This window comes from Euzebyella marina, from assembly GCF_014855515.1.
Lineage (GTDB): Bacteria > Bacteroidota > Bacteroidia > Flavobacteriales > Flavobacteriaceae > Euzebyella > Euzebyella marina.
This window is the reverse complement of record NZ_JACYFK010000002.1, coordinates 165,777-190,838: the sequence shown is the minus strand read 5'-3', so window position 1 is coordinate 190,838 and position 25,062 is coordinate 165,777. Positions and strand designations below refer to the sequence as shown.

22 protein-coding genes are annotated in these 25,062 nt (G+C 39.5%); 11 read left to right on the top strand and 11 right to left on the bottom strand.

Translation table 11 applies throughout. From position 1 onward, the window contains the following. Window positions 1–381: 381 nt before the first annotated feature. Genes IL356_RS09585 through pxpA form a run of 3 tightly spaced genes read right to left on the bottom strand, consistent with a single transcriptional unit; the run spans window position 382 to window position 2,682 of the window. A complete protein-coding gene (locus tag IL356_RS09585) occupies window positions 382–1,224 on the bottom strand; it encodes a 5-oxoprolinase subunit C family protein (RefSeq protein WP_121849213.1) in 843 nt (280 codons plus the stop codon). Next, window positions 1,217–1,954, bottom strand: coding sequence for a 5-oxoprolinase subunit PxpB (gene pxpB / locus IL356_RS09580; RefSeq protein WP_121849214.1), 738 nt, complete (start codon window positions 1,952–1,954; stop codon window positions 1,217–1,219). Before pxpB ends, IL356_RS09585 begins: the two co-directional genes overlap by 8 nt. Further along, entirely contained in the window at window positions 1,954–2,682 is a 729-nt protein-coding gene (pxpA, locus tag IL356_RS09575; RefSeq protein ID WP_121850726.1) for a 5-oxoprolinase subunit PxpA, read from the bottom strand. The genes pxpB and pxpA overlap by 1 nt, the downstream gene beginning before the upstream one ends. Window positions 2,683–2,993: 311 nt before the next feature. On the opposite strand from pxpA, the gene IL356_RS09570 reads away from it, so the two are divergent. Both IL356_RS09570 and IL356_RS09565 read left to right on the top strand, forming a co-directional pair. Continuing rightward, window positions 2,994–3,437 (top strand): hypothetical protein, encoded by a 444-nt coding sequence (locus IL356_RS09570; RefSeq protein WP_121849215.1) that lies wholly within the window; start codon window positions 2,994–2,996, stop codon window positions 3,435–3,437. 16 nt (window positions 3,438–3,453) lie between these two features. Beyond that, window positions 3,454–4,017 carry a hypothetical protein gene (locus IL356_RS09565; RefSeq protein ID WP_121849216.1) on the top strand — a complete coding sequence of 188 codons (564 nt, stop codon included), beginning with the start codon at window positions 3,454–3,456 and terminating at the stop codon, window positions 4,015–4,017. 21 nt (window positions 4,018–4,038) lie between these two features. Here IL356_RS09565 and IL356_RS09560 read toward each other — a convergent pair whose 3' ends face one another. Beyond that, entirely contained in the window at window positions 4,039–5,127 is a 1,089-nt protein-coding gene (locus tag IL356_RS09560; protein WP_121849217.1) for a M12 family metallopeptidase, read from the bottom strand. A gap of 561 nt (window positions 5,128–5,688) precedes the next feature. On the opposite strand from IL356_RS09560, the gene IL356_RS09555 reads away from it, so the two are divergent. Continuing rightward, complete coding sequence (locus IL356_RS09555; protein ID WP_121849218.1) at window positions 5,689–6,774, top strand: Gfo/Idh/MocA family protein; 1,086 nt, start codon at window positions 5,689–5,691, stop codon at window positions 6,772–6,774. A gap of 656 nt (window positions 6,775–7,430) precedes the next feature. Here the strand turns inward: IL356_RS09555 and IL356_RS09550 are convergent. Continuing rightward, entirely contained in the window at window positions 7,431–8,966 is a 1,536-nt protein-coding gene (locus IL356_RS09550; RefSeq protein WP_121849219.1) for a YifB family Mg chelatase-like AAA ATPase, read from the bottom strand. 2 nt (window positions 8,967–8,968) lie between these two features. Then, the gene (locus tag IL356_RS09545; RefSeq protein ID WP_121849220.1) at window positions 8,969–11,362 is read right to left on the bottom strand and encodes a penicillin acylase family protein; all 2,394 of its coding nucleotides are present in this window, start codon (window positions 11,360–11,362) and stop codon (window positions 8,969–8,971) included. A gap of 179 nt (window positions 11,363–11,541) precedes the next feature. On the opposite strand from IL356_RS09545, the gene IL356_RS09540 reads away from it, so the two are divergent. Beyond that, window positions 11,542–12,690: a hypothetical protein gene (locus IL356_RS09540; protein ID WP_162987901.1), complete on the top strand. Its 1,149-nt coding sequence runs from the start codon at window positions 11,542–11,544 to the stop codon at window positions 12,688–12,690. 47 nt (window positions 12,691–12,737) lie between these two features. Here the strand turns inward: IL356_RS09540 and IL356_RS09535 are convergent, their stop codons facing one another. The 4 genes from IL356_RS09535 to IL356_RS09520 are packed head-to-tail and all read right to left on the bottom strand — an operon-like array spanning window position 12,738 to window position 17,932. Further along, window positions 12,738–14,723 carry a protein-disulfide reductase DsbD family protein gene (locus tag IL356_RS09535; protein WP_121849222.1) on the bottom strand — a complete coding sequence of 662 codons (1,986 nt, stop codon included), beginning with the start codon at window positions 14,721–14,723 and terminating at the stop codon, window positions 12,738–12,740. After that, window positions 14,710–16,026: a tRNA lysidine(34) synthetase TilS gene (gene tilS / locus IL356_RS09530; RefSeq protein WP_121849223.1), complete on the bottom strand. Its 1,317-nt coding sequence runs from the start codon at window positions 16,024–16,026 to the stop codon at window positions 14,710–14,712. Before tilS ends, IL356_RS09535 begins: the two co-directional genes overlap by 14 nt. 58 nt (window positions 16,027–16,084) lie before the next feature. Then, entirely contained in the window at window positions 16,085–17,386 is a 1,302-nt protein-coding gene (locus tag IL356_RS09525; RefSeq protein ID WP_121849224.1) for an anthranilate synthase component I family protein, read from the bottom strand. 12 nt (window positions 17,387–17,398) lie between these two features. Then, window positions 17,399–17,932 carry an NADPH-dependent FMN reductase gene (locus tag IL356_RS09520; protein ID WP_121849225.1) on the bottom strand — a complete coding sequence of 178 codons (534 nt, stop codon included), beginning with the start codon at window positions 17,930–17,932 and terminating at the stop codon, window positions 17,399–17,401. Window positions 17,933–18,073: 141 nt separating this feature from the next. Between IL356_RS09520 and IL356_RS09515 the strand changes: the two genes are divergently transcribed. Further along, the gene (locus IL356_RS09515; RefSeq protein WP_121849226.1) at window positions 18,074–19,261 is read left to right on the top strand and encodes an acyltransferase family protein; all 1,188 of its coding nucleotides are present in this window, start codon (window positions 18,074–18,076) and stop codon (window positions 19,259–19,261) included. Between the two features lie 82 nt (window positions 19,262–19,343). On the opposite strand, the gene lpdA is transcribed toward IL356_RS09515, so the two are convergent. Beyond that, window positions 19,344–20,750: a dihydrolipoyl dehydrogenase gene (gene lpdA / locus IL356_RS09510; protein WP_121849227.1), complete on the bottom strand. Its 1,407-nt coding sequence runs from the start codon at window positions 20,748–20,750 to the stop codon at window positions 19,344–19,346. A 133-nt stretch (window positions 20,751–20,883) separates the two neighbouring features. On the opposite strand from lpdA, the gene nhaC reads away from it, so the two are divergent. The 6 genes from nhaC to IL356_RS09480 all read left to right on the top strand — a co-directional run bounded on the left by nhaC (window position 20,884) and on the right by IL356_RS09480 (window position 24,895). Then, window positions 20,884–22,371: a Na+/H+ antiporter NhaC gene (nhaC, locus tag IL356_RS09505; RefSeq protein WP_121849228.1), complete on the top strand. Its 1,488-nt coding sequence runs from the start codon at window positions 20,884–20,886 to the stop codon at window positions 22,369–22,371. 245 nt (window positions 22,372–22,616) lie between these two features. After that, window positions 22,617–23,261 (top strand): peroxiredoxin, encoded by a 645-nt coding sequence (locus IL356_RS09500; RefSeq protein WP_121849229.1) that lies wholly within the window; start codon window positions 22,617–22,619, stop codon window positions 23,259–23,261. A 78-nt stretch (window positions 23,262–23,339) separates the two neighbouring features. After that, window positions 23,340–23,654: a thioredoxin family protein gene (locus IL356_RS09495; RefSeq protein WP_121849230.1), complete on the top strand. Its 315-nt coding sequence runs from the start codon at window positions 23,340–23,342 to the stop codon at window positions 23,652–23,654. Beyond that, the gene (locus IL356_RS09490) at window positions 23,635–23,892 is read left to right on the top strand and encodes a DUF6952 family protein (RefSeq protein ID WP_121849231.1); all 258 of its coding nucleotides are present in this window, start codon (window positions 23,635–23,637) and stop codon (window positions 23,890–23,892) included. The genes IL356_RS09495 and IL356_RS09490 overlap by 20 nt, the downstream gene beginning before the upstream one ends. A 138-nt stretch (window positions 23,893–24,030) precedes the next feature. After that, on the top strand, window positions 24,031–24,537 hold the full coding sequence (tpx, locus tag IL356_RS09485; RefSeq protein WP_121849232.1) for a thiol peroxidase: 507 nt from the start codon (window positions 24,031–24,033) through the stop codon (window positions 24,535–24,537). Then, entirely contained in the window at window positions 24,530–24,895 is a 366-nt protein-coding gene (locus IL356_RS09480; protein ID WP_121849233.1) for a diacylglycerol kinase family protein, read from the top strand. The genes tpx and IL356_RS09480 overlap by 8 nt, the downstream gene beginning before the upstream one ends. Window positions 24,896–25,062 lie beyond the last annotated feature (167 nt).

The window sequence follows — 25,062 nt, the reverse complement described above, 5'->3', positions numbered from 1 at the left end:
ATATATTTATAAAAGTTCAATTCTTGAGCTTGAAAAGGCTTTCTAAAGCCAATATTTTATATTTAAATTTAAAATATTGATAGTCAGATACTTAAATGTTATTTTTTATCATATTCAATAGTTTTCTTTTCTAGGGAAAACTTCTTGTTTATAGTAATTGTACTCTTTGAAACCTTGAGAAAATAAAAAAGCCTGCATCAAATTCGTTCTGATACAGGCTTCTTAGGTCAATAGAATTCCGTATCACCCCCACTGAGGGACGACCAAAATCACAATGACTTCTAGAATTCTTTGTTTCATAAAGACAATATTAATCAAAATACCGAAAATCAAAAAAGTTTACTGACAATTTGTAGTAATTATTATCAGAACCTTGGTTTTTTAAGGGATTAATTTAAAATTAATCAAATCGCCAAATTTTTTCTGGGCCAACATATTGATAGCATCATCTGATAATTGCAAGATTCTGGGATAACCTCCTGTCGTTTGCCCATCTTTCATCAAAATTATTAGTTTGCCGGACGGTGTCAATTGCACGGTACCCGGCAACGTTGCGGAGGTAAGCATTGAAATTTCATGACCAGGAATTGTCTCTTCTAATTGATAGGCCATTCTGTTATTCTCGTTGGCGATAGAAAATTCTCTAGCAAATAAATATTCGAGCTGCTTATCATTTAAAAGTTCGTACTCAGGCCCTTTATTGACGGTCAACTTAGCTTTATCATAATAATTGGGCACTTTTAGCTCCATAATTTTTGGAGAAAACTCAACAACCTCATCAAACTTCAATACATCTCCTTCACTCGAATGGTTCTTTTCGGTTACCGATATAAAGAACGAGCGACTACCCAAAACTCTCACAGTTTTAAAGCCATTTTTAACACCCAAATAGGCCCGAAAACCTTGCACTAATTTACCATAGGTTAAAATGTCTCCTTTCTTGACTTTAACGACTACATAGTTTTTTATAGGTTCATCGTTAAGCTTGGCAGAGATTTCGGCACCCCCCAAACAAATAAAAGTTGCCGCTTCAAACTGAATCTTGGGACCGGTCATGGTTATTTCCATAAGGGCCGCATCAATAGAGTTCTCCAACAACTTATTAACTTTGGTAGCCGCAAAAGTATCCATATACCCCGCGACGGGTACTCCTTTATTTAAATAGCCGTATCTACCATTATCTTGTATAGTAGTGAAAAGTCCTGATTTTAGCACCTTAAGCATTCCACACCGATTTATCCAGTTTATAAATACCGACTTCCCCCTCTATTTTATGCAAATCGTACTCCGCTTTTTCAATAGGATAAAACTGAACTTTATCACCCACATTAATAAAGCAGGGTTCCTCTTTTCGGGGGTCGAACATTCGAACCGAGCAGTTACCAATAATATTCCATCCCCCAGGGGAATCTTGAGGGTAGATACCCGTCTGTTTTCCTGCCAAACCAACCGATCCCTGTATTACCTTGGCCCGTGGCTGTGATTTTCTAGGTATTTCAAGTGCCTCAGGCAGACCGCCCAAATACATAAATCCGGGCAAAAATCCGATACCATAAAGTGTATAGGTATGTGATGTATGTAAGCGAACTACCTCTTCCTCACTTATATGAAGGTTTTTTGCCACCAACGGCAGGTCAATTCCAAATTCTTCATCATAACAAACCGGTAGTCGCCAAAGGAACCTCTTTGTTTGGGTCACCGACCATTCGTCATTATACCATTGGCTTAGTTTTTCCTTGAAAGAATTAAAATCTATAGGTCGGTCTCTGTGGATGAGTGTCACGGAGTTATAAGCAGGAACCATTTCCCAATGTTCGCCCTGTAAACAAACATTCTTCAAATAATCGGTGAAGTTGAGAATATCGGTTAAAATCGTTTCTTCTACCCTTTTGGGCCACTCGATGAGTATTGCATGCGCCCCAAAGGGCCTTATTGATATAGGAAAGCCACTCACTAATGCTTCGGTTTTTGGTTTGGTATTGCCTGCCTAATATACGACACAATTTTAAATGCAGAAGCGGTATCGCCGTGCACACAGAATGTGTCTGCCTTTATCGGTAATTTATCACCACCAATTGTCTTCACCATACCTTCTTCGCGCATCATCAGTATGTGTTCAAGGGCCTGATTCGGGTCTTCAATAAGAGCATTCGGCTCTTGCCGTGACACCAATTTTAAATTAGAGTTATAATTTCTATCGGCAAACGCTTCGTACTTAATCTTGAAACCATTCTCAATAGCCAATTTTTCAATTTCCGATTGGTAGGGGACAAAAAGAAACAAACCTTCTTTATAATCTTCGATACTCTCTAGAAATACTTCCGACAAATCTTTGCTCGCGGCCATATCGTTGTACAAAGCACCATGTGCTTTTATATGGTGCAAACAACCTCCTTCATTATCAACAATTGCTTTTAATTGCCCGATTTGACTCTTAATAGACCGTTTCAAAACATTTCTATCTATTTCAATCGATTTCCTTCCAAAATTCTCCAAATCAGGATATGAAGGGTGAGCACCTACGTTTAAATCATTTTGCAAACCTAAGCGAACTGTGTTGATCATGGTATGATGATTTCCAAAATGCCCCCCACAGGCAATGCTACAGGAATCTATATAACCAAATAAGCGCTCTTCATTAGCCATGCCCTCACCAGCATCGCAATTCAATTCTAGATTCATAACAGCGTTCATTATACTACAAGATAACAATCGAAGCAATTTAATGGCTATCGCTACAAAAATCAAAACTACCCCATTTAAAAGGCTAAAAATTATCAAATCGATAAATTAAATAGAGCGAATTAGCTCAACCCTGACTTTCACAACAGTTTTAACACTTTTTAATGTCGTTTATCTAAAAAAATGTAGTTCGTCTAATAATGGGGTGCGATACATCGATTCAACATACTATTCCAAAAAATACAGGGTTATTATATTCCCAAATCAAACGAAAGTGGGTTACAATCCCCCGAAATAAATTAACCTATTTTATGACCTGTTTAGAATGTAATAAACAACTCGACCACTCTGAGCACAAGCTCGCCATGGAGTCGTTAGGAGTAGAACTTTGCCAAGCGCACCGAAAGCGTATGGTGAAACTTATTGAAAGCCATAAAACTCCAGTAGAGGCTATTCAATTGTATTACGGCTTAAAAGAAGCCGGTGTTACCGCCATGTTAGAGTGGTGGGATGGTACCAAGTCAATAGACATTGCCATTTCTAGGGTAAAACTCAACATCGAAATTGATGCAGAGTACCATATGCTTACACACGAGCAAGCTATAAACGATCTGGAAGAAGCCATGCATTCTTTCAAAAACGGTTTTACGACCATCAGAATACCTCATGTACTTATAAAATATTATCTGAAGGAAACCGTTAATAATATTCTTGGAATTATGGAAGGACTACGTGTGCACATAAAGGCCATCTAAACCAAATACTTTCATTATGCCTAAAAAAGAGAAAATTTTAAAGGTACCTTTAAGAATTTCAATGACAGTCATCTTACTTGGCATGCTATTGAAAATTCTTGAATGGCCCTACGCTATACCTATTGTGCTCTTTGGTTTTGCCAATACCGGAATTTTATACTTCTTTAGGTTCTGGAACAAATCTGACAGAAAATTTCTTGATATTGTAAAGCTGGTACTTGTTTTAAGTTGGACAACCAATGGAATACTTCGGATTTTAGACTTTCAACATACCCTCTTTCTACAAATCATTGTCGGCATTTCATTTATGACATGGTTCATCATGGAAGGTACGGCCTATTTTCTAGATGAGGACCGAAAAGCGAAAAATCAGAAAATTCAGGTCATGTGGAACTTTGCCATGGTCGTAGGCGCCTTGGCTATCATTGCCGGAAGCCTTTTGAATGTAATGAATTGGAAATTTGCTATTCCGCTGTTGGTTCTAGGTATCACCATTATTGCCGCTTACATTTTAAAAGACCTATTTTCGGCGGGAAAAATTGAAAACAAAGACCGGAATAATGAGGAGTACCAACTGTAACCCCTTACGACCGCTTTATACTCAATAAACCATTACACAGGTATCACCAGCACTCGTTTTATAGTACAAACGAATGTTGACAATATACTTTTTGCCTTTTAACAATTTTATCTGAATTGAAGAGTTTCTATCTTCACCACTATCATCATCACCTGAAAGATATTGGTTTTCACCATCTACAACTTCAGATAGTACCATAACCGTGTCCATATTACCAAAGGTTCGTACGGTAAAGGTTCTCGACTCTTCAGGAGAAAATTCTAAATTAATCTGGTCACCTGCATTAATAGATATAATCTCTGAATGAAAGGCTTTTAATTCTACGAAGGTTCTCTTGTCTATTTTTGGATAAAACTGCTTTACCCAGGCAATATCTCTCTCAGAAAGACCATCTTCGGGTCTAAGGCCATCTTTATATTCTTCAGGGGATATTATCATGTTGGCCCCGAACGGGTAATGCATAATAGAATTGGGATCCCAACTGGAGCCCTGAACATCATCGGGCGATATTTTTCTAATGATATTGTGATAGGTCTGATCTCGAGACCAATAGTTTGGCGGGCCGGCCAGTGAGGTGTAAACAGCCTCTTCATCCCATACTATACCAGCTTTGGGATTTTGATGTTCATGCGGAAAACCCATAGCATGACCTATTTCATGTAAAATGGTATCCTCGTCTGAAACTATATCCCACCCAAAGTTCATGGTTCTTTGCTCTTTTGGTATATCCCAAGCATCGCGACCAACGTATGACCAAGAACCCTCTCCTTTGGCAAAACCGATACGAATAATCGAATCTCTAAAATCTGAAGATTCTTCAAACTCAAGACCTATTCCCTGACTCTTCCATTTCTTAAAGGCATTACGTACCGCTTCTTTTTCGCTTTCTGTTCCTTTCCAAAATAACTTTGACTGATTACCTGAGCTATCGGTTACTGTAGTAAAAAACCCATCCCCTTCAAAAAAGGAATATTTTAATTTAGTACCGTTTACCCATTTTTTGGCCATCACTAAAATAGCTTCCAAACGCATAGGTCCCACAGGAACATTGAAAGCCCTTTGTGGCATTTGCGGAAGATTGCAATATCGAATTTCATTTTGATTGCCCATAACCAAGATTTTTTAGATTACACCAGTAGAGATTTTTCCATACTTACAAAACCAAGTAAGAATTACTACTAAATTAACGATATACGGCAATTCTATAATTTGTGATTGTACAAAACGTCAGATTATATGTATCGATGAACCACTATACGGCATAATTATAAAAATGGTCATCTAATCGTTTGTCTTTAAGAAGAATACAGGGTTAGGGAAACCCAATGAAAGATTTTATCTTACCGAATATCGAGGTACGGGTGGAAAAACGAAATAATCGGTTCTTTCTCGAAAATTGAATAGGGAATTACTCTTCTAAACGTTTTAATATAAAACCCATGTCATGAAAGATAATGCATCCTCTAATGACTACTTAGTCTACCTTCTATGCGCCATTTGTTTTATATGGTCACTCTATGTCATATTCTTTAAGACTGTGCCTTGACCATTGTTCAATACTTTTGCTTATAGATTAATAAAGTTTTGGGTTGTTTTTCACTTATTGGTTTATTGAATTTCTTATTGTAATTTCTGTGCTTAATTCTCTAAACTCAAGAAAAACAACTACAAATGAACAACAGACGCACCTTCTTAAAGCAAACCGGACTACTGGCGGCATCAACGGCTTTTGCCCCAAACCCTCTTTGGTCGAGTACTTTTCAACAAAAAGAAAAACTAGGTATTGCCCTGGTAGGCCTAGGTTACTATAGTACCGATTTATTGGCCCCGGCGTTACAATTGACAAAACATTGTGAACTGCGGGGAATCGTTACCGGAAGCCCTGAAAAAATACCGGTATGGAAAGAAAAATACGGTATTGCCGATAAAAATATTTACGACTATAAAAATTTTGATTCGATAGCGAACAATTTTGATATCGATGTGGTTTATGTGGTGCTACCGCCTTCGATGCATGCTGAATATGTTGTAAGAGCAGCAAAAGCAGGAAAACATGTTTGGTGCGAAAAGCCAATGGCTCCATCAGTGGCCGATTGCGAGAAGATGATCAAAGCATGCTCCGACAACAAAGTGAAGCTGGCAATTGGCTATAGATGCCAGCACGATCCCAATATTCAAGCCTATATGAAATTGGCCAAAGATAACACCTTCGGCAAGGTACGTATGGTGACATCGGCGGCAGGGTATGTTGATAACCGTACCGATCATTGGAAGCAAAAAAAGGCCATGGGCGGAGGCGTTATGGGTGACATGGGTGTTTATGCGATTCAGGGTGCGCGATTGGCCACGGGTGAAGAACCTATTTCAGTTTTGGCCCAAACTTTTACTACAAGACCAGAAATCTACCATGAGGTGGAAGAAACAGCTATGTTTCAGCTTGAATTCCCCAGTGGGGCTCGAGCCGCCTGTCATACAAGTTTTGGAATCAATATGAACTACTTGAAGATTAATTATGAAAAGGGATGGGCCCAAATGGAACCGCAGTCGGCTTACTTAGGTAACAAAGGAATCATGTCAAACGGAACAGAAATAAATTTTCCCATTGAAAATCAACAGGCCAAACAGATGGACGACGATGCGCTCGCACTGCTCAACAATACAGAATTGATGGTGCCTGGTGAAGAAGGGTTAAGAGATATTCGCGTTGTAGAAGCTGTCTATAAGTCGGCAGCAAGCAATTCTCTTGTTAAATTATAAGTATTCAATCAATTGTAGATAAAGAATACCCTAAATCAAAATTAGAATCACCCCATTATTTTAGGATAATTCCCTCAAAATTATGGGGTTTTTCTATGTAAAGTATTCTTAATTAGTAGGTATATTCGTTTAGTGATAATGAGACACATTAGAAAATGAAATTTAAAGACAAACTTACCTACATCTACGTGGCCTTCAACATTGTGTTTATCATTGCGATGACTATTTTCTTAATTTATAGTTATCCCTTTTAAACAAAATGCACAGGTATTTCAATAAATGCAAGTGTACCTAGTGTAGGGTAAAACCGTACAGTTTGAGATACCTCGATTTACAATTAGTCTTTTAATCAAAAACCGCGACATCTGATTATAGTGTCGCGGTTTTTACTTGATGGATGAACCTAAAAGTGCATTTCATCGAAAAAATATGCACTTTATCTTTCCATTAAAATCTGAAATGATATATTTGGGTTCTCTAAAAAACCCCTAGAACAATGAAGAGAATCCTACAGGTATTTAGAAGATTAGAAGAAGAGCGTCAGCTTTTTATTAGAATAATGAAAGACATCGAGCGCTAGTCAACAAACGAAATATTAAAAAAAGGAACCCCGCTAAAATTTTAGCGGGGTTCCTTTTTTTACAATCAAATCTACTTCAACCCAACCATCCTTCTCTATCCAAACTTCTATATTGAATAGCTTCAGCTATATGATTGCCCTGAACAGATTCTGAATTATCTAAATCGGCAATAGTTCGGGCCACTTTCAAAATTCTATCATAGGCCCTGGCAGATAGGTTCAATCTTTCCATAGCATTTTTGAGCAGTTCTTTTGAGTTCGAATCTAATCGACAGAACTCCCTAATTTGCTTAGTACTCATTTGGGCATTGTAATGCACATTTTCAAGGCCCTCAAACCTCTCGGTTTGAACCTCTCTTGCGGCCGTTACTCTTTTCCTAATATCTACACTGCTCTCCCCCTTTCTGTCATCGGACAACTTCTCAAAAGGAACCGGTGTAACCTCGATATGAATATCGATTCTATCTAAAAGAGGTCCTGAAATTTTACTGAGGTAGCGCTGCATTTCAGCCGGAGAAGAAGTTACCGGTGCATCCGGGTCATTAAAATATCCTCCGGGACTAGGGTTCATACTGGCTACCAACATAAAGCTACTAGGATAGGTTACCGTAAATCTTGCTCTTGAAATAGTTACTTCACGATCTTCCAAAGGTTGACGCATGACCTCAAGAACGCTTCTTTTGAATTCGGGAAGCTCGTCTAAAAACAATACTCCGTTATGTGACAATGAAATCTCCCCGGGTTGAGGATAAGCTCCCCCGCCAACTAATGCGACATCCGAAATGGTGTGGTGAGGACTTCTGAACGGCCGTTGGCTCATGAGCCCCATGTTTTTCAGCTTACCGACTACGCTATGTATTTTCGTAGTTTCAAGAGCCTCGTGTAATGTCATCGGAGGTAATATGGAGGGTAATCTTTTGGCCAACATAGTTTTTCCGGCTCCGGGTGGACCGATGAGAATGATATTGTGTCCGCCAGCCGCAGCAATCTCCATGCAACGCTTAATACTTTCCTGGCCTTTGACATCTGAAAAATCAAACTCGGGAAAATCAAGGTTTTTATAAAATTCTTCGCGAGTATCGATGATTGTTTGCTCTAAGGGCTCACCTTTATCAAAAAATGAAATGACTTCGGCTATATTGTCGACTCCATAAACCTTCAGGTCTGAAACTATGGCAGCCTCTTTTGCGTTCTCCTTAGGTAGAATAAAGCCTTCAAAGCCCTCTTCCCTTGCTTTTATAGCAATGGGTAACGCCCCTTTGATGGAATGTAAACTTCCATCTAAAGACAATTCACCCATGATAATATACTTCTCTATATTTTCCGATTTAATCTGTCCGGAAGCGGCAAGAATACCGATTGCCAAAGTCAAATCATAGGCAGAACCTTCTTTTCTTAAATCGGCAGGCGCTAAGTTTAAAGTTATTTTCTTTCCGGGAATGCGATATCCGTTATTAAGTAGAGCAGCCGCAATACGATAATTGCTCTCTTTGATAGCGTTATCGGGCAACCCCACCAAATGATAGCCTACCCCTGTATCTACATTGACTTCACATGTTATTGTAGTGGCCTCGACACCAAAAACGGCACTTCCGAAAACTTTTATAAGCATATTTAATTTTTATTCGAAGGGAGGAATTTCAATACAGATTCAGCTTGATCCTGAATTTCCTTTTTGTTCATCATCATTTTTCTAAATTTACCTTCTGCATACATTTGAGCCTGGTCTTTGTAATGTTCACTAAAAGGATTGCCGGATTGGCCAGTCGGCAAAATGCTCATGCTATTTTCTATATCTGAAAAATCAATCACTCTACGGGTCGAAGGACCTGAACTGACTTTATAATTGCCATCTTCACCATAAGGAAAGTACATATTGTTGATTACCTCTCTTGAACCTTCTACTTCAAAGGGGCCGACATTAAAAAAACTTCTTAACATTTCTACTTGCCCTATCGGGTGCCCGTGTTCTAGAGTATGTACCCGTTGCCAAAACCATTTTTCCCTATCGCTTCCCAACGATTTTTCTAAATCTGAAATTGCTTGGTGAAAAGCCTGGGTTACTATTTCTTTTGCGGTTTCTTCTTTTTCAGTGGCAACATCATTCCACCAAACCGAATTTTCATTGTTTACAAGAGGTGCTATACTTCGTTTAATTAGATGCGTAGACATAAACTCATCAAACAACCCCTGCCCTAGCTCGTCTTTGAACACGTCATTTAAAACATAGAACATCCAACGATGAAAAACCGTTGCTTCTAAATCATCAAGCTCATAACCACCTTGCCATGCGCCTAAATCATCAAGCGTTCCCAAATCAGATTCGCTTAAACCTTCCATATCTATTAGCTTCAGCAAACTCTTCACAGTCGCTACATCAACCGGTGAATTCACATCATTGATCATCTTTTGAACGTCTGACATTACCCAATCGTCTTTCGCATCCAACAAATCAACAATTCTTCTAGCTCTGTTTTCGGGCAGATAATACCCCGGATAGAGCATACCGGCAATACTATCAGGTTGATTGTTGGCCGAATAGACATAATGCCAATCGGGATTTTCTGCATGCGGATTTTGACTAAAATCCAAATACTTCTTCTGGTCGTCTAAATAATTAGTGCCATCATAAATTAATTTGGTATTGACGGAATCTGGTATTTGATAAAGATGGGCACTTGCCCACCATGCTACATTGTCTTTGGCATCACCATACATAATGTTTAACCCAGGCGCGTGAATATATTTGAGACTGGCCCTGAATTGATCTATATCGTTCGCATGCGATAGTTCGTACAAGGCTTTCATAACCTGGTTATCGTGTTGGGTGTATACCCACCACATAGATACGGGCCGTTTCATGTCGACCTGATCGGCGATACCGTTCAATATAGGGCCTCTATGGGTTTTCTTAAAGGTAAATTCAATATCTGTTGAATCTTTGACCTTTATAATCTTATCAACCATTTCATAACTACGCCAGCTATCATTGACCCTATATCGTGATTTGTCTTCCGGGTTTTCATCTTCATAATAAAAATCGACATCATCATTTTCGAACATGGTCATTCCGTAAGCCAAATTGCGGTCATGGCCCAGAATAGGAAAAGGAACTCCCGCCAAATGGTAACCATATTTCTCGTATTGAGGTGTCACCACATGGGCCTCGTACCATACCGAAGGCTGTGAAAAACCAATATGTGGGTCATTGGCAAATATTACTTTTTTGTTCTTGGTCTTTTCTGGGCCTAAAACCCAACTGTTACTGCCTTCAAATTGTGGAATATTCAACGCTTCCAGAGTTTTGAAAATTCCAGCGATAACCTCATTAGTTTTCAAGGAAACACTATCGCTTTGTAAAGTATTTTTCAACCATACAGTAGACGTGTCGCTGTGTATACTCAAATCTTTTAAATATTGTGGTCCTAACTGTTCCTTCATTTTCGTCAACAACGGGTCTGTTTTATGGGCCATGGCAAAACTAAAGGCCATGTACCCCATAACATTATATACATCAGTCAACTCAAACGGGCGCTTTTCAATACCGGTCAGGTAAAACTCTACGGGTGTCGGGCCTTCTTTTAAGAACGAATTGATACCATCGAGATATGCTTGGGTCAATTGTACCCCTTCATCATTTTTATTGAGCTGAGAGACCGTTTTGGCCGAGGCATCGTCTATGCCCAAAGCAAGAAAGAACTTATCGGTACTTATGAGGTCTTTTCCGAAAAGTTCAGAGAGCTGCCCTTTGCCAATTCTTCGCAACAACTCCATTTGCCAGAGCCTATCTTGTGCGTGAATATAGCCTAAGGCACGAAAAGCGTCTTTTTCACTACTTCCGTATATATGTGGAATTCCGTAGGAATCATAATAAACCGAAACCTCTTGTTGAAGACTTTCCAATTCCAATTCGCCGTCATAATCCGGTTTTAATGTTTTAATGAAGAAAAAGCCCGCTATTAGAACTATGCCGAGCAAAACAAATAACACCCAAAGTATTCTTTTCAAGGTTTATGTTTTTAGGTAAAGTGTAGTTCAAGTTAGCTTTAATAGTGAAATAAAAAAAATAGTCGAAATCATTTATGGACTGAATAAAAAACTCTAGAGTTGTTAAAAATGTTTCTTTTTTAACAAGTATTGTTAAAAAATCTTAATATTTTCATGCAAATTCAAAAACACGAACCTATATGAAAACAACGATTACAAAAATCCTTCCGTTAGCTCTTTCAATGGGAGTTCTAATCAGCTCATGTTCCGATGACCTTTCTGTACAGGATGATGCGACCCCAGAAGCAGTCGTAAAGGCCCAGGCATCTACCAACTTAGAAATACCATCGACCGGCCATTTTGATTTGGAATCCTCCGGATTGGTCAAAGATTTTGATTTAAAGCTTCAATTGTCTGAAGTGGTTGAACCTTCTGAATGCGGACCTACCCCTTTCAACGAGGTTGCCAACTACTATAACGACCTCTTGATAGATGGGTTTATAGCTGCATGGGATGGCAACCCTGATGCCATTGGCATCATCCTAGAAGATTATTTTGCCATCAATCAAATAGCCGCTGCTTATGAAGGTAAGAATACCGATTATTTCGGTGAAGATGGTGAATATACCAACTATGTTAAAAATCGTGTTCGAAGTCTTGAAAAGTTCTGGGACATGGCCGATTTGATTGAAGTTAATGGGCAGCATACCGAAACTCTCGAAGACCTTGATTTTATACGATATATCTACGAAAATTATTCGACCGCTACTCCTGAAGACATTGACTACATTCTTGAGATTGCCGAAACCTTTAATACCAACAGTGATCAAATACCGGAAAATCCATTCTTTGCTTCTGATGGCTTTGCGACCTTCGACAGGACGATTGTTGTAGGTGACGGAATTGTCACCTTTTTAGAGGACACCGGTTTAGACCCAAAAGTAGTATGGTCAAGTATTTTGGCCCACGAATGGGGGCACCAAATTCAATTTTTGAACTTCGGTGTTTGGGATTATCCCGTACCCGCTTTTATCAATACTCCTGAATCGACTAGAATGACCGAGTTAGAGGCTGATTTTATTACCGGTTATTATCTAACTCACAAGCGTGGGGCTACTTATAACTGGAAAAGAGTGGAAGACTTTTTGACCGCATTTTTCAACATTGGCGATTGCGGATTTGATAGTTCAGGCCATCACGGAACACCGGCACAAAGACTCGCTGCGGCAAAAGCTGGTTTTAATCTCGCTAACAATACCAAAAAGAAAGGCCAGATTCTTAGTCAAGAAGATGTGCACGACGCTTTCATTTCCAAGCTTGACTTAATCATAGACGGAACCATTTACTAAAAAGGAATATTTATAATAGAAAGGCCGCTCGATAAGCGGCCTTTTTTTTATTGAATGTTGGCCAATGCGCGGTTTTCAAACCGCTTTAAGCCTGTTTGAAGCCAATTTTTGTAGGTTTCTTTATCAGTGTACTGAACAGCTTCATTTAAAATTTCTAGTTCAGGTGTCATCAGCACGTAATACGGTTGTGAAGCAGCGTTGAAATTAATGGTCTGAAACGTACCCCACTTTTGACCGATAGTCTTTATATTTTTAACTCTACCCGAATCGAATTTATAGCTAAACTGTTCGGAAGCAGGTAATTCTTTACGATCATCTACGTAAAGGGATATCAGAACATAGTCTTCTTTGAGTATCTCGTAAACATCAGACTCACTCCACACGTGTTCTTCCATTTTTCTACAGTTAACACAGGCCCACCCCGTAAAGTCAAGCAATATGGGCTTATTTACTTGTTTTGCATACGATAGTCCGCTTTCAAAATCTTTATAGCAGTCCAACCCCAATGGGCAGTCGCTCTCATTTTCCAGTACAGAATAAAAGGTAGGCGGTGGAAAGCCACTCAATAATTTTAAATTCGATACTTGAAATGCCCCAAGAATCAAATAAACCGTAAACGCCGCACTTAAAAAACCAATTAATTTTCTAGAAACAGATAGCTTTTGTTTCGGCCCGTCGTGAGGAAAACGAAACACCCCGAACAAATAAAGACTCAAGAGCGCGAACAGCGCTATCCAAATCACTAAGAACACTTCTCTCTTCAAGATACCCCAATTGCCAACCATGTCTGCGTTGGACAAAAATTTCAGTGCCAAGGCCAATTCCAAGAAGCCTAACACCACTTTAACGGTATTCATCCACCCTCCTGATTTGGGCAAAGAATTAAGCCATGCCGGAAAAAGAGCGAACAAAGCAAATGGCAAAGCCAATGCCAAACCAAAACCGGTCATACCCATACTGAGATTCATCGCCACATCTCCTTCTTCAAGAACAGTACTTCCTAAAAGTCCACCCAAAATTGGCCCTGTGCAAGAAAATGAAACAATGGCCAAGGTTACCGCCATGAAAAATATACCGATTCCGCCCCCGACTTTGGTAGAGGCAGCATCCATTTTATTAGCCCAAGAACTGGGTAAAGTCAGCTCATAATAACCAAAAAAGGAGAAGGCAAAAAAGACAAAAACGAGAAAGAAAACGATATTTAACCAAACATTTGTTGCAATGGTGTTAAGAACCTGTGAATCAACTGAATCGAATATATGAAAAGGCAGGCTCAATAAAAAATAAATAAGCACTATAAAGAAACCATAAAGCAATGCATTCGCAATGCCTTTTGACCTCTTTTCCGAATGTTTCGTAAAAAATGATACGGTTAAAGGTATCATAGGAAACACACAGGGTGTCAATAGGGCTATCAGGCCCCCAAGAAAGCCCAGACCAAAAACCATCCATAAACCTGTTTCACCCTGCGAGACATCACCGGCCCCTCTTAAACGCTCTTTATTTTTAAGTTCTAAATTGAGTGCCTCACCAAGGGCTTGGCTGTGTTCGTCTATGCTCTCTTCTGTAGTAACCTTCTCTCCACCATCTAAAACAAAGGCAAAATCGTGGTCAACAGGAATACAGACCTCTTTACAAACTTGATAGAAGAAATTAACGTCAATTTGCCTGACCTCTGCATTTAGCAAACGTATACTCTGTGTAAAAACGGCCTCATCTTTAAAAAAGGTCTCATCCACCTCAAAAATATCGCTGTATTCCGTTACAGTTTCACTCTCAAAAGTTTCGCCCACTAACTCATAGTCTTCACCTGCTTTTTTATATGTGAATTCGCTAGGTAAAGAACCTCCCTCAGCCGTATATTGCGAGTATACGTGCCACCCCTCATAAATCTTCGCCCGAATTTTTAGTTCATACTCAACATCCGATATTTGACGAACCTCGGTAGTAAACTGAACGGGATCATCATCCGATTGTCCATATACATATAAAACACTGAAAAATAGTAATATAAAATATTTAATTTCCTTCATTACTGTAAGTTAATTTCAAGACCTTCTTTGTCTTGTCGGTTACCTTAAACCTTTCATCTGCCCTACGACCAATGACCCATACAATTGAATTTTCAGAACAAAGTAACCACTGCTCTTCCTTTGCTAGCGTATTGTATTTCTCGTCTTTAAAATATTTGGAAAGCTTTTTTTTACCTCCTAGACCGAACGGATGGAAATAGTCGCCATTTTCCCATTTTCTTACTGTCAATGGATATTTTAACGCATCCCCATCAACATAAATTATATTTTTAGTGTGTTCTCCTACACCTGAAACCTCCTCCACCTTCAAATTTAGCGGTCGGACAATTTCATGATTTTCATAATTGATGGTGTATGAAGGAGATTCAGTAATCTTTATTTCGCTTAGTAGAAGACGCTTTCTATCTCTTATCAGCCGATGCGATTTAGAACGCAGTTCCTTTCCTGAAAGACCTTCAGTCAATTGAATTAACTCTTGAGGCTCTCTGAACCCATATGTACAAAACAGATGATACATATACCCTTCCAGAGGTTGTAAAGCTATCAATTGCTCTATGTCTATTTCAATAAATTGGTCACCTTCAATGAACAACTTATTCTTTAAGTGAAGAATCGTATCTTCTTTTATATCAAATACTTGATTTAAGTATTTTATCGAGTTATTGAAGTTGTCAAGAAATGCGGGGCTCGAACTCTTTAGTAAAGGAATAATGTCGTGTCGCAACTTATTTCTCAAATACTTCGTGTCGGAGTTACTTCGGTCTTCTCTCCATTCAATACTATGCTTTTTAGCGTACTCCAAAATCTGCTCTCTTGAGAATGGTAAAAGAGGTCTGCAAATTGAACCTGTCTTTTCGGGAATACCTGTTAATCCGTCCAGACCAGAACCCCTTGAAAGATTGATCAAAAAGGTTTCTAAATTGTCATCAGCATGGTGAGCGGTTACTAAAAACTCTATTCGATTTTCAGTCATCAAATCTGAAAACCAATCATATCTCAATTGTCTAGCGCCCACTTGAAGTGAAAGATTATTTTTATTTAAATAACCTACTGTATCAAAACGTGTTACAAAATAATTAACTCCTTTATTTACAGCCTCTATTTCAACAAGTTTCTCATCTTCATCACTTTCTTCGCCACGCAGCTGAAAGTTACAGTGGGCGACATTAAAATGAAGGTCTAATCGTGAAAACAAATGAAACAAAACCATACTATCGATCCCTCCGCTGCAGGCAAACAGAAATTCACTCTGTCTGAGTTCGGGAAACCTATGGTCGATATGTTCCTTAAAGGCCTTAAACATGTTTGCAAAGATAATGAACAGGCAAAGATTACTAAATGAAACGACTACTTACTAGGAACTAGCTATTTTCTAAAACCTGTCTCATTGCTCTTGCCTTTAACAGGCACTCTTCATATTCCTTTTCGGCATTTGCCCTCGAAGTAATCGCACTACCCACTGAAAAGGAAACATATTTTCTACTGGAATTGTATAGAATGCTTCGGATGACCACATTAAAATCAAAATCTCCATCGGGCTTAAAATAGCCTACAGCACCACTGTAAAGCCCCCTTTTGAAGTTTTCATGCTTTTCAATAAGGCGCATAGCTGAAATTTTTGGTGCACCGGTCATGCTGCCCATCGGAAAGGAGTCCTTAATGATATCAACTGGTTTTACCCCTTCAGGCACTTCTGCTACCACCGTAGAAATCATTTGATGTACCTGCTCGTACGTATAAACCTCACAAAGCTCTTCGACACGCACCCCTCCTTTTATAGCACTTTTCGAAAGATCGTTACGTACCAAATCAACAATCATGACATTTTCTGCCCTTTCTTTTACGTCTTTTTTAAGATGATTCTTGTACGCTTCATCAATTAGGGAATCGTCAGACCTTTTGGCCGTTCCTTTGATGGGTTGTGATATCACATGCGTACCCTTTTTCTTGATATATCTTTCTGGGGAAGCGCATAACAAATAAGAATCCCAAAACCTACAAAAGGTTGCAAAAGGAGCTTTGGAAATCGAGTTCAGGTTCCGGTAAGTTTTCAATGGATCGATAATAGTATTCTCGGCATAGAATTCTTGGCAGAAGTTAGCCTCATAAATATCACCCCGCTTAATATGGCTAAGTAAAGAATTGACACGCTTAAAATATTCATCTTTGAACATTCTGAGTTTAATGTGAATGTTTTTAGAATGCCCATCTTCATCCTCATCCACAGTCCTAACAATCTTAAGTTCTTCAAAATCCGAATCAATCTCATCCGCCACCATACCTAAATAACAAAAGGTTACTTCATCTTCTTTAACCCAAATAATTCTCTTAGGTTGAAAAAAGTAAAGTTCAGGTAATTCCAGACCGTCATAATTATCTGAATCAAGCTGCTCGAGGTCGTTTTTTAGGTCATACGAAAGGTAACCGAAAATCCAATCTTGGGTTTGCTGCTGGTATTCCGAAAGCTCGTTAAAAGCATTTTCGCTATCGGTCTTGATACTCGTTAGACCGTCGACTGCCAGCAAAGCATCGAAAGCGGTATACTTGTTCTGATGGTTGTTGCTGTCTAGCCAAACTACCTCTTCAAATTGTTTTGACCACTTAAGCAGTCTCTGTTTGAAAACATCGGTGTTATCTAGACTTAAGGTATTTAAGATGCGCAAACGCCGTCGGGTTTAGATTTGCTCAAGAAACGTTTTAAGGGCCTTCGAATGAGCCTCTGCCAGTTCTGTATCTGCGATTTGATTGCTAGTACCTAGATTATCGGCAAAAAACGGCAGTGAAAATGTTGCGGTAACATTTGCCCCAAATCGAGGCAATATATTTTTAACCACTTCAATGGCTCCCACTCCCCCTCTTTTACCTTTTGAAGTAGACATGAGCAATACCGGCTTATCTTGAAGAAAGGTGCGCTCTAGTCTTGAAAGCCAATCAATTAGGTTTTTAAAATATGCAGAAGGATTGCTATTATGTTCGTTCACCGCGATAATGATACCATCGGCATCGGCAATGTCATTTTTTAATTCAATCAAAGAATTCGAGTAGCCGTTGTCCCTCTCGTAATCTTCACTGTACATAGGAAAAGGAAAATTGGCCAGGTTCAGCAATTGCACCTCATGATTATCAAGACCTGAAACCGTAAACTGAACTAATTTGTAATTGATAGATTGAGAAGAATTGCTTCCTGCGAATGCCAAAATCTTAGCCATAACGTACTTAAATATGTGATTTGGCGAAAATATAGCAAATACAATTGATTTGCGAGTTTTTTATATAATTTTGACCGCGAAAACATCCAAAACAACTGTTTTACAAGTATATAGGTCGAAGACCTAAAACAAACAACAAAGGTGACCAATTCGTCAAAACGACTCTTTTTTATCGATGCCATCAGGGCATGGGCCATTCTTATGATGCTTCAAGGGCATTTTATAGATGGTTTGCTCGATACTGCTTTTCGCGACGATAGCAACGTCGGCTATTCTATCTGGAAATATTTTAGGGGAATCACCGCCCCTGTTTTCTTCACAGTTTCAGGGTTTATCTTCACCTTTCTTTTGGTAAAAGGAAAAGATGGTCAGGGTTTTAACAACCCAAGAGTGAAAAAAGGCATCAAAAGAGGGCTAGAACTCTTGTTTATCGGCTATTTGCTACGAACCAATTTTATGGGGCTGTTGAATGGCCAAATATATCCATCATTTTATATTGTGGATGTCCTTCATTGCATCGGGTTGTCGCTATTGGGCATTATCGGGATCTACTTGCTTACCTATCGCAAGAGAAATCTTGTATTCGGCCTAACACTTTCGGCCATTGCAATTGTTCTGTTTCTTTTCGAGCCGCTATATAAACAGTGGGGCTTTAGTTTTCTTCCGCAAGCGTTTGCCAATTACGTTACTAAAGCAAACGGATCGGTTTTCACCATCATTCCATGGTTTGGATATGCCGCTTTGGGAGCTTCAATATCTTTAATATTCAATAAATTACGTGACCGGAACTATTTCTTTCCGTTGACGATAGCAAGTTTGCTAGCAATAGGTTTCGCTTTGATCAAACTTAGCTCACCTTTCTTTTTGAGCATTTCGGAAGCCACAGGAATTAAATTGTTCTCTGATATTTTTTACAACAATTACCTTTTTATAAGACTCGGTGACGTTTTTGTCGTTTTTGCCATCTTTATGGTATTGGAACGCCTACTTCAAAACAGAACTTTGTTGAAGATTGGTCAGAGCACCTTATCAATTTACGTGGTTCACTTTATTATTCTCTACGGAAGCTTTACAGGGTTAGGCCTATATCGTTTTTTCCACCATTCGCTAAACCCTTATGTTGCGATACCCGGAGCCATTGCCTTCATGTATATTTCTACGTATACCGCCTTGAAATACGAAGACCATAAAGAAGAGATTAAAACTCAAATTGCAAAAGGAACTGAATTTACCATGAAGCAAATAGAATTTGCGGCCATTTATTCATACAACACCATTAAGCCTCGAATCATACGATTGCTTCGCCGTTTCGGATTGGCAAAAAACTAAACGCCCATTTTGGATGTGATATAAAAAATAAAAGCCCCTTTTCAGGGGCTTTTTTAATTGAATCTTGAATCTAACAAATATTTTAGATATGTAGCGCACGGTCTTCAGTAGCGGCCAAGGCTGCTTCTTTAACGGCTTCGGCAAATGTTGGGTGTGCGTGGCTCATTCGAGAAATATCTTCTGCAGAAGCTCTAAATTCCATCGCAGTAACCGCTTCGGCTATCAAGTCGGCGCAACGGGCACCTATCATGTGCACGCCAAGTACCTCGTCAGTTTCTTTATCAGCCAATATTTTAACGAAACCGTCCAAATCCATACTAGCTCTTGAACGACCCAAGGCCCTCATAGGAAACTGGCCCGATTTATAAGCCACTCCTTCTTCCTTCAATTGCTCCTCGGTTTTACCTACAGCTGCTACTTCCGGCCACGTATAAACGACACCTGGTATTAAATTGTAATCAATATGAGGCTTTTGTCCGGCCAATTGTTCAGCGACCAACGTGCCTTCTTCTTCCGCTTTATGGGCAAGCATGGCTCCTTTAATTACATCACCGATGGCATAGATATTAGACGTGGAGGTCTGTAAATGTTCATTGACCTCAATCTTACCGCGTTCGTCAATTTTCACTCCAGCAGCATCGGCATTTAACCCTTCGGTATAAGGTCTTCTTCCTACTGCCACTAAACAGTAGTCGCCTTTAATTTCGACCTCTTGTCCTTTTTTGTCATCAGCCTTTACTATAACTTCATCTCCGCTGCGCTCAACCGATTTTACTTTATGAGAAAGGTTGAACTGCACTTTCTGCTTCTTCAACACTTTGGTCAACTCTTTGGAAAGGGCCCCATCCATCGTTGGAATAATTCGATCCATATATTCCACCACTGTGACTTCAGCACCCAACCTTTTGTATACTTGGCCCAATTCTAAACCGATAACGCCACCGCCAATTACTATAAGGTGTTTTGGTATTTCTTTTAGTTTTAAGGCTTCTGTTGAAGTAATGATCCGTTCTTTGTCCAATTCAATAAATGGCAAAGTAGATGGTTTACTACCTGTAGCAATGATGGTGTTTTTGGCTTCGATAGTCTCCGATTTTCCATCGGTTTTTTTAATATCAATGTGAGTCGCGTCTTTAAAGCTACCGATACCCTCATAAACGGTAATCTTGTTTTTATCCATCAAAAACTCGATTCCTTTTGTCGTTTGGTCTACAACCCCTTGTTTGCGGGCAATCATCTTATCTAAATCGACCTTAACCTCACCGGCAATTTCAATTCCGTGGGCCTCAAAATGCTTTACGGCGTCTTCGTAATGATGTGAAGAGTCAAGTAAGGCTTTAGAGGGAATGCATCCTACGTTCAAGCAGGTTCCTCCTAGGGTGCTATATTTCTCGATAATAGCTGTTTTCATTCCCAATTGGGCGCATCTTATCGCCGCTACATATCCTCCGGGTCCTGAGCCTATTACGGCCACATCATATTGACTCATAAATTTTTCTTTGTTTTAAGTGTACAAAATTAACACATATTTCCCTTTTGACGAACCCTAATGCCAATTATACAATACAGTTGCACAAAGCGGTGTAAAATTGTAATATTACGCATTAGCTAAACCAAATTATATGCAAGAAAGTCAGGACGCCGAGCACAGAGAGAACGAGAATATCGTTGCGAACAAAGATCTTAACCTTTTTGAAGCCCTCATTCCTGTGGTAGCCTTGGTGTTAATGTTGGCATATAACGTTTTTGTTTTCGGCGATGATGCGCTGAGTGGATCGAACCAGTTTATTCTTCTCTTAGGGGGTGCCGTAGCGGCCATTGTAGGATTCTTGAACAAAGTAAGCTACAACCAAATGATAGATGAAGTTTCCGAGAATATCCGATCAACGACCGGTGCCCTTTTAATTCTATTGATGGTCGGCGCCCTTGCGGGAACCTGGCTGGTAAGCGGCATCATTCCCGCTATGATTTATTACGGACTACAAATTTTGAACCCCACCATATTTCTGGCCGCATGTGTCATCATCTGTGCTATTATTTCGGTGGCCACAGGTAGTAGCTGGACGACCTCTGCGACCGTAGGTATCGCTTTAATCGGAATCGGCGAAGCGTTAGGAATTTCTTTAGGCATGACCGCCGGAGCAATTTTATCAGGTGCTTATTTTGGGGACAAACTATCCCCTTTAAGCGATACGACCAATTTGGCACCGGCTATGGCAGGCGGTGAACTTTTCGAACATATCAAATACATGCTGTACACCACCGTGCCTACCATATCGATCACGCTCTTGGTATTCGTCATTATCGGTTTGAATATTGAAACCAGTGGTTCGGCCGAAGTAGGCTCGCTACTAGAATCCATTGAAGCCACTTTTAATATTAATGCTTGGTTGTTTATCGTACCCATCATCGTTATTATTTTGATCGTTAAGAAAACCCCACCTCTTGGGGCACTTCTGATAGGTACTTTGTTAGGTGGACTCTTTGCTCTGATTTTTCAACCCGGCATAGTTGCTGGCATTACGGAAGCAACATCCTTAACTTTTGAATCGGGATATAAAGGCATCTTAAAGGCTATAACGGTTGATACCTCGGTACCCACCGATAATGCTGCTTTGAACGATTTATTCTCATCTAGCGGAATGGCAGGGATGCTGGGCACCATTTGGCTAATCATTTGTGCCATGGTATTTGGCGGTATAATGGATGGAATCGGAGCACTAGACCGAATCACCAAATCATTATTGAACTTGGCTAAATCAACTTTCGGTCTTTTCGCCAGCACCGTTGGCAGCTGTTTGGCCCTTAACGTAACGGCTTCCGATCAGTATCTGGCCATTGTTGTACCCGGTAAAATGTTCAGTAAGGCCTATGCCGATAGAAATCTTGCTCCCGAAAACCTGAGCCGTACGTTAGAGGATTCGGGTACCGTAACTTCCGTATTGGTACCTTGGAATACTTGTGGAGCCTATCACAGCGGAGTTTTAGGTGTGGGAACGGGCGAGTATTTCCTCTATGCCATTTTTAACTGGCTCAGCCCTATTACAACCCTTCTTTTTGCTGCTCTGCATATTAAAATCAAGCAACTTTCCTCGAAAATATCCGCGTAAAAAAAATTTCTCGATTTTATTAAAAAATCACTTTTATCAGATTCAATATTTTGAACTGACATAATTGGGATAATGCCAATTTAGCACCCCTCAAATTAAGGCCTTCTCAACATTCAGAACAAAAGCGCATAGGCATTCATAAATACTATCTATCAATAAGATTTATTAATGTTCAAAGGGCTTTGACATCGTTCAATAGAATGTAATTTTGGGGAAAATAGAAATCACAAAACACACAATTAATTATGGCTTTAGTAGGAAAAAAATTCCCTAATCTATCTGTAAACGCAATGAACGATTTGGGCGATACTTTCAAAATCAACGTTTTGGAAGAAGCTCAAAAAAACAATAAAAAAGTAGTACTGTTCTGGTACCCAAAAGATTTCACTTTTGTGTGCCCAACAGAATTACATGCTTTTCAAGCAGCTCTTGGCGAGTTTGAAAAAAGAAATACAATCGTCATCGGTGCTTCTTGTGATACTGCAGAGGTTCATTTCGCATGGTTGAACACTGAAAAAGACAACGGCGGAATCGAAGGCGTTACGTACCCTTTGATTGCCGATAGCAACCGTAACCTCGCCTCTACTTTAGGTATTCTTGATATTACAAATGAAGAATATGATGAGGCCACAGGGGTTGTAACCGTAGAAGGAGACAATGTAACATATCGCGCAACTTACTTGATCGATGAAGAGGGTACTGTTTTTCATGAAGGAATCAATCACATGCCTTTAGGAAGAAACGTAAACGAATACCTTCGTTTAATCGATGCTTACACTCACGTTCAAGAAAAAGGTGAGGTTTGCCCAGCCAACTGGGAAGAAGGTAAAGAAGCAATGAAAGCCGATAGAAATGGTGTTGCCAGTTACCTTGCTGCACACGCCAACTAAGATTTATTCTGTTATAATGTAGTTTCTGCGCCCCGTCTGCCGGCGGGGCGCAATTCAATCACTAAAACCGAAAAAATAATGGTACTAGAATTAGATAAAGATAATCTACAAGAAATAATTGCGGATAAGAAGAATGTGGTCGTACAATATTCCGCTGGCTGGTGCGGCAATTGTAGAATTATGAAGCCCAAATTCAAAAAAGAGGCAGCGACACATGAAGACATCACTTTTGTAATCGCAGATGCCGAAAAGTTTCCTGAAAGCAGAAAGTTGGCGACAGTCGATAACCTACCGACTTTTGCGGCCTTTGCGAATGGAGAATTCAAGAATCAAGTACAGACCAATAAATACGACGTCTTAAAAGAATTGATCAATGAAGTTGCCAGTAATTAAGCATTTGACCAACTTTATTCAAGAGAATGACGAGGACTATGTTATCGAGACCATAGAAACTCTTGAAGCATTGACTGAGGTACCCTCGCTAAAAGATGAAGAGCTTGATACCATAGGTGAATTGATTTCCAATATGTACGGAGCAATCGAAGTACACAAATCGATCAAAGATGGTAAGCCTCAAAAAGAGGCACTCAACGAATTCATGCAGCGTGTCATGGGTTCAATAGATAAATAACGGATTGACATCTGTATAAAAAACTACGGTCGGTTATTTCTTTTGAAGTAACCGACCTTTTCTTTTTTATAACCTTTGTTTAAGGTAATTCAACTTTTATTTTTTTAATTTCACATCCAATCTTATAAAGAAATAAAAATGGCTACAGTTACCTTAAAAGGAAATGAAATACATACAAAAGGAAGCCTTCCAAGCAATGGAAGCCAAGCTCCTGCATTCACATTAATTAAAAGTGACCTGTCAAGCGCTTCACTTTCAGACTATTCTGGCAAGAAAGTGGTTTTGAACATTTTTCCTAGTGTTGATACCGGAACTTGCGCACAGTCTGTCAGACAGTTCAATGAAGAAGCGGCCGAGTTAGACGACACGATAGTGCTTTGTATTTCAAAAGACCTTCCTTTCGCGCAAGCACGTTTTTGTGGTGCCGAAGGAATAGATAATGTTGAAATGCTATCCGATTTTAGAGACGGGAGTTTTGGTGATGCCTATCAGCTGACCTTTACAGATGGCCCCCTACAATCTCTTCTATCTCGCTCAGTAGTGGTTATTGATGAAAACGGAAAAGTCATTTATTCCGAACAAGTTTCTGAAACGGTCGATGAACCTAATTATAAAGCTGCTTTAGAGGCATTGGCAGATGCGTAAAGAAACTTTCGTAGAAAATAGAATCAAAAGTGTGGGCTTCGCATTACGTGGAGCCCTTCTTCTGATTCGAACGGAAGCCAGCATCAAAATTCAGGTAGCACTTGCCGTTTTGGTAACGATTGCCGGCTTCTATTATCAGATTTCGAATACCGAGTGGATTTTACAGGTTTTGGCAATATCTCTGGTAGTCGGCATTGAAGGTGCCAATACAGCTATTGAGAAGATTTGCGATTTCATCCATCCAGATTTTGATGAACGCATAGGTTTTATAAAAGATGTTTCCGCCGGTGCCGTGATGTTGGTTTCTATAGGGGCCATTATTGTAGGGCTCATCATTTACCTACCAAAAGTATTTTAATGTACCGCCCCCAATAATTGTAACGATAACCACGTCCTTCCGCAAACGAGACAATAATTGTCTTTTTTATGTGTTTCTATTTGAAAAGACACCTATTAAATAGAACACTATCATGCCTTCTAAAAGTAGGTACAATCCCCAGCAAATAAGCCCTTTAAGGGCGACTT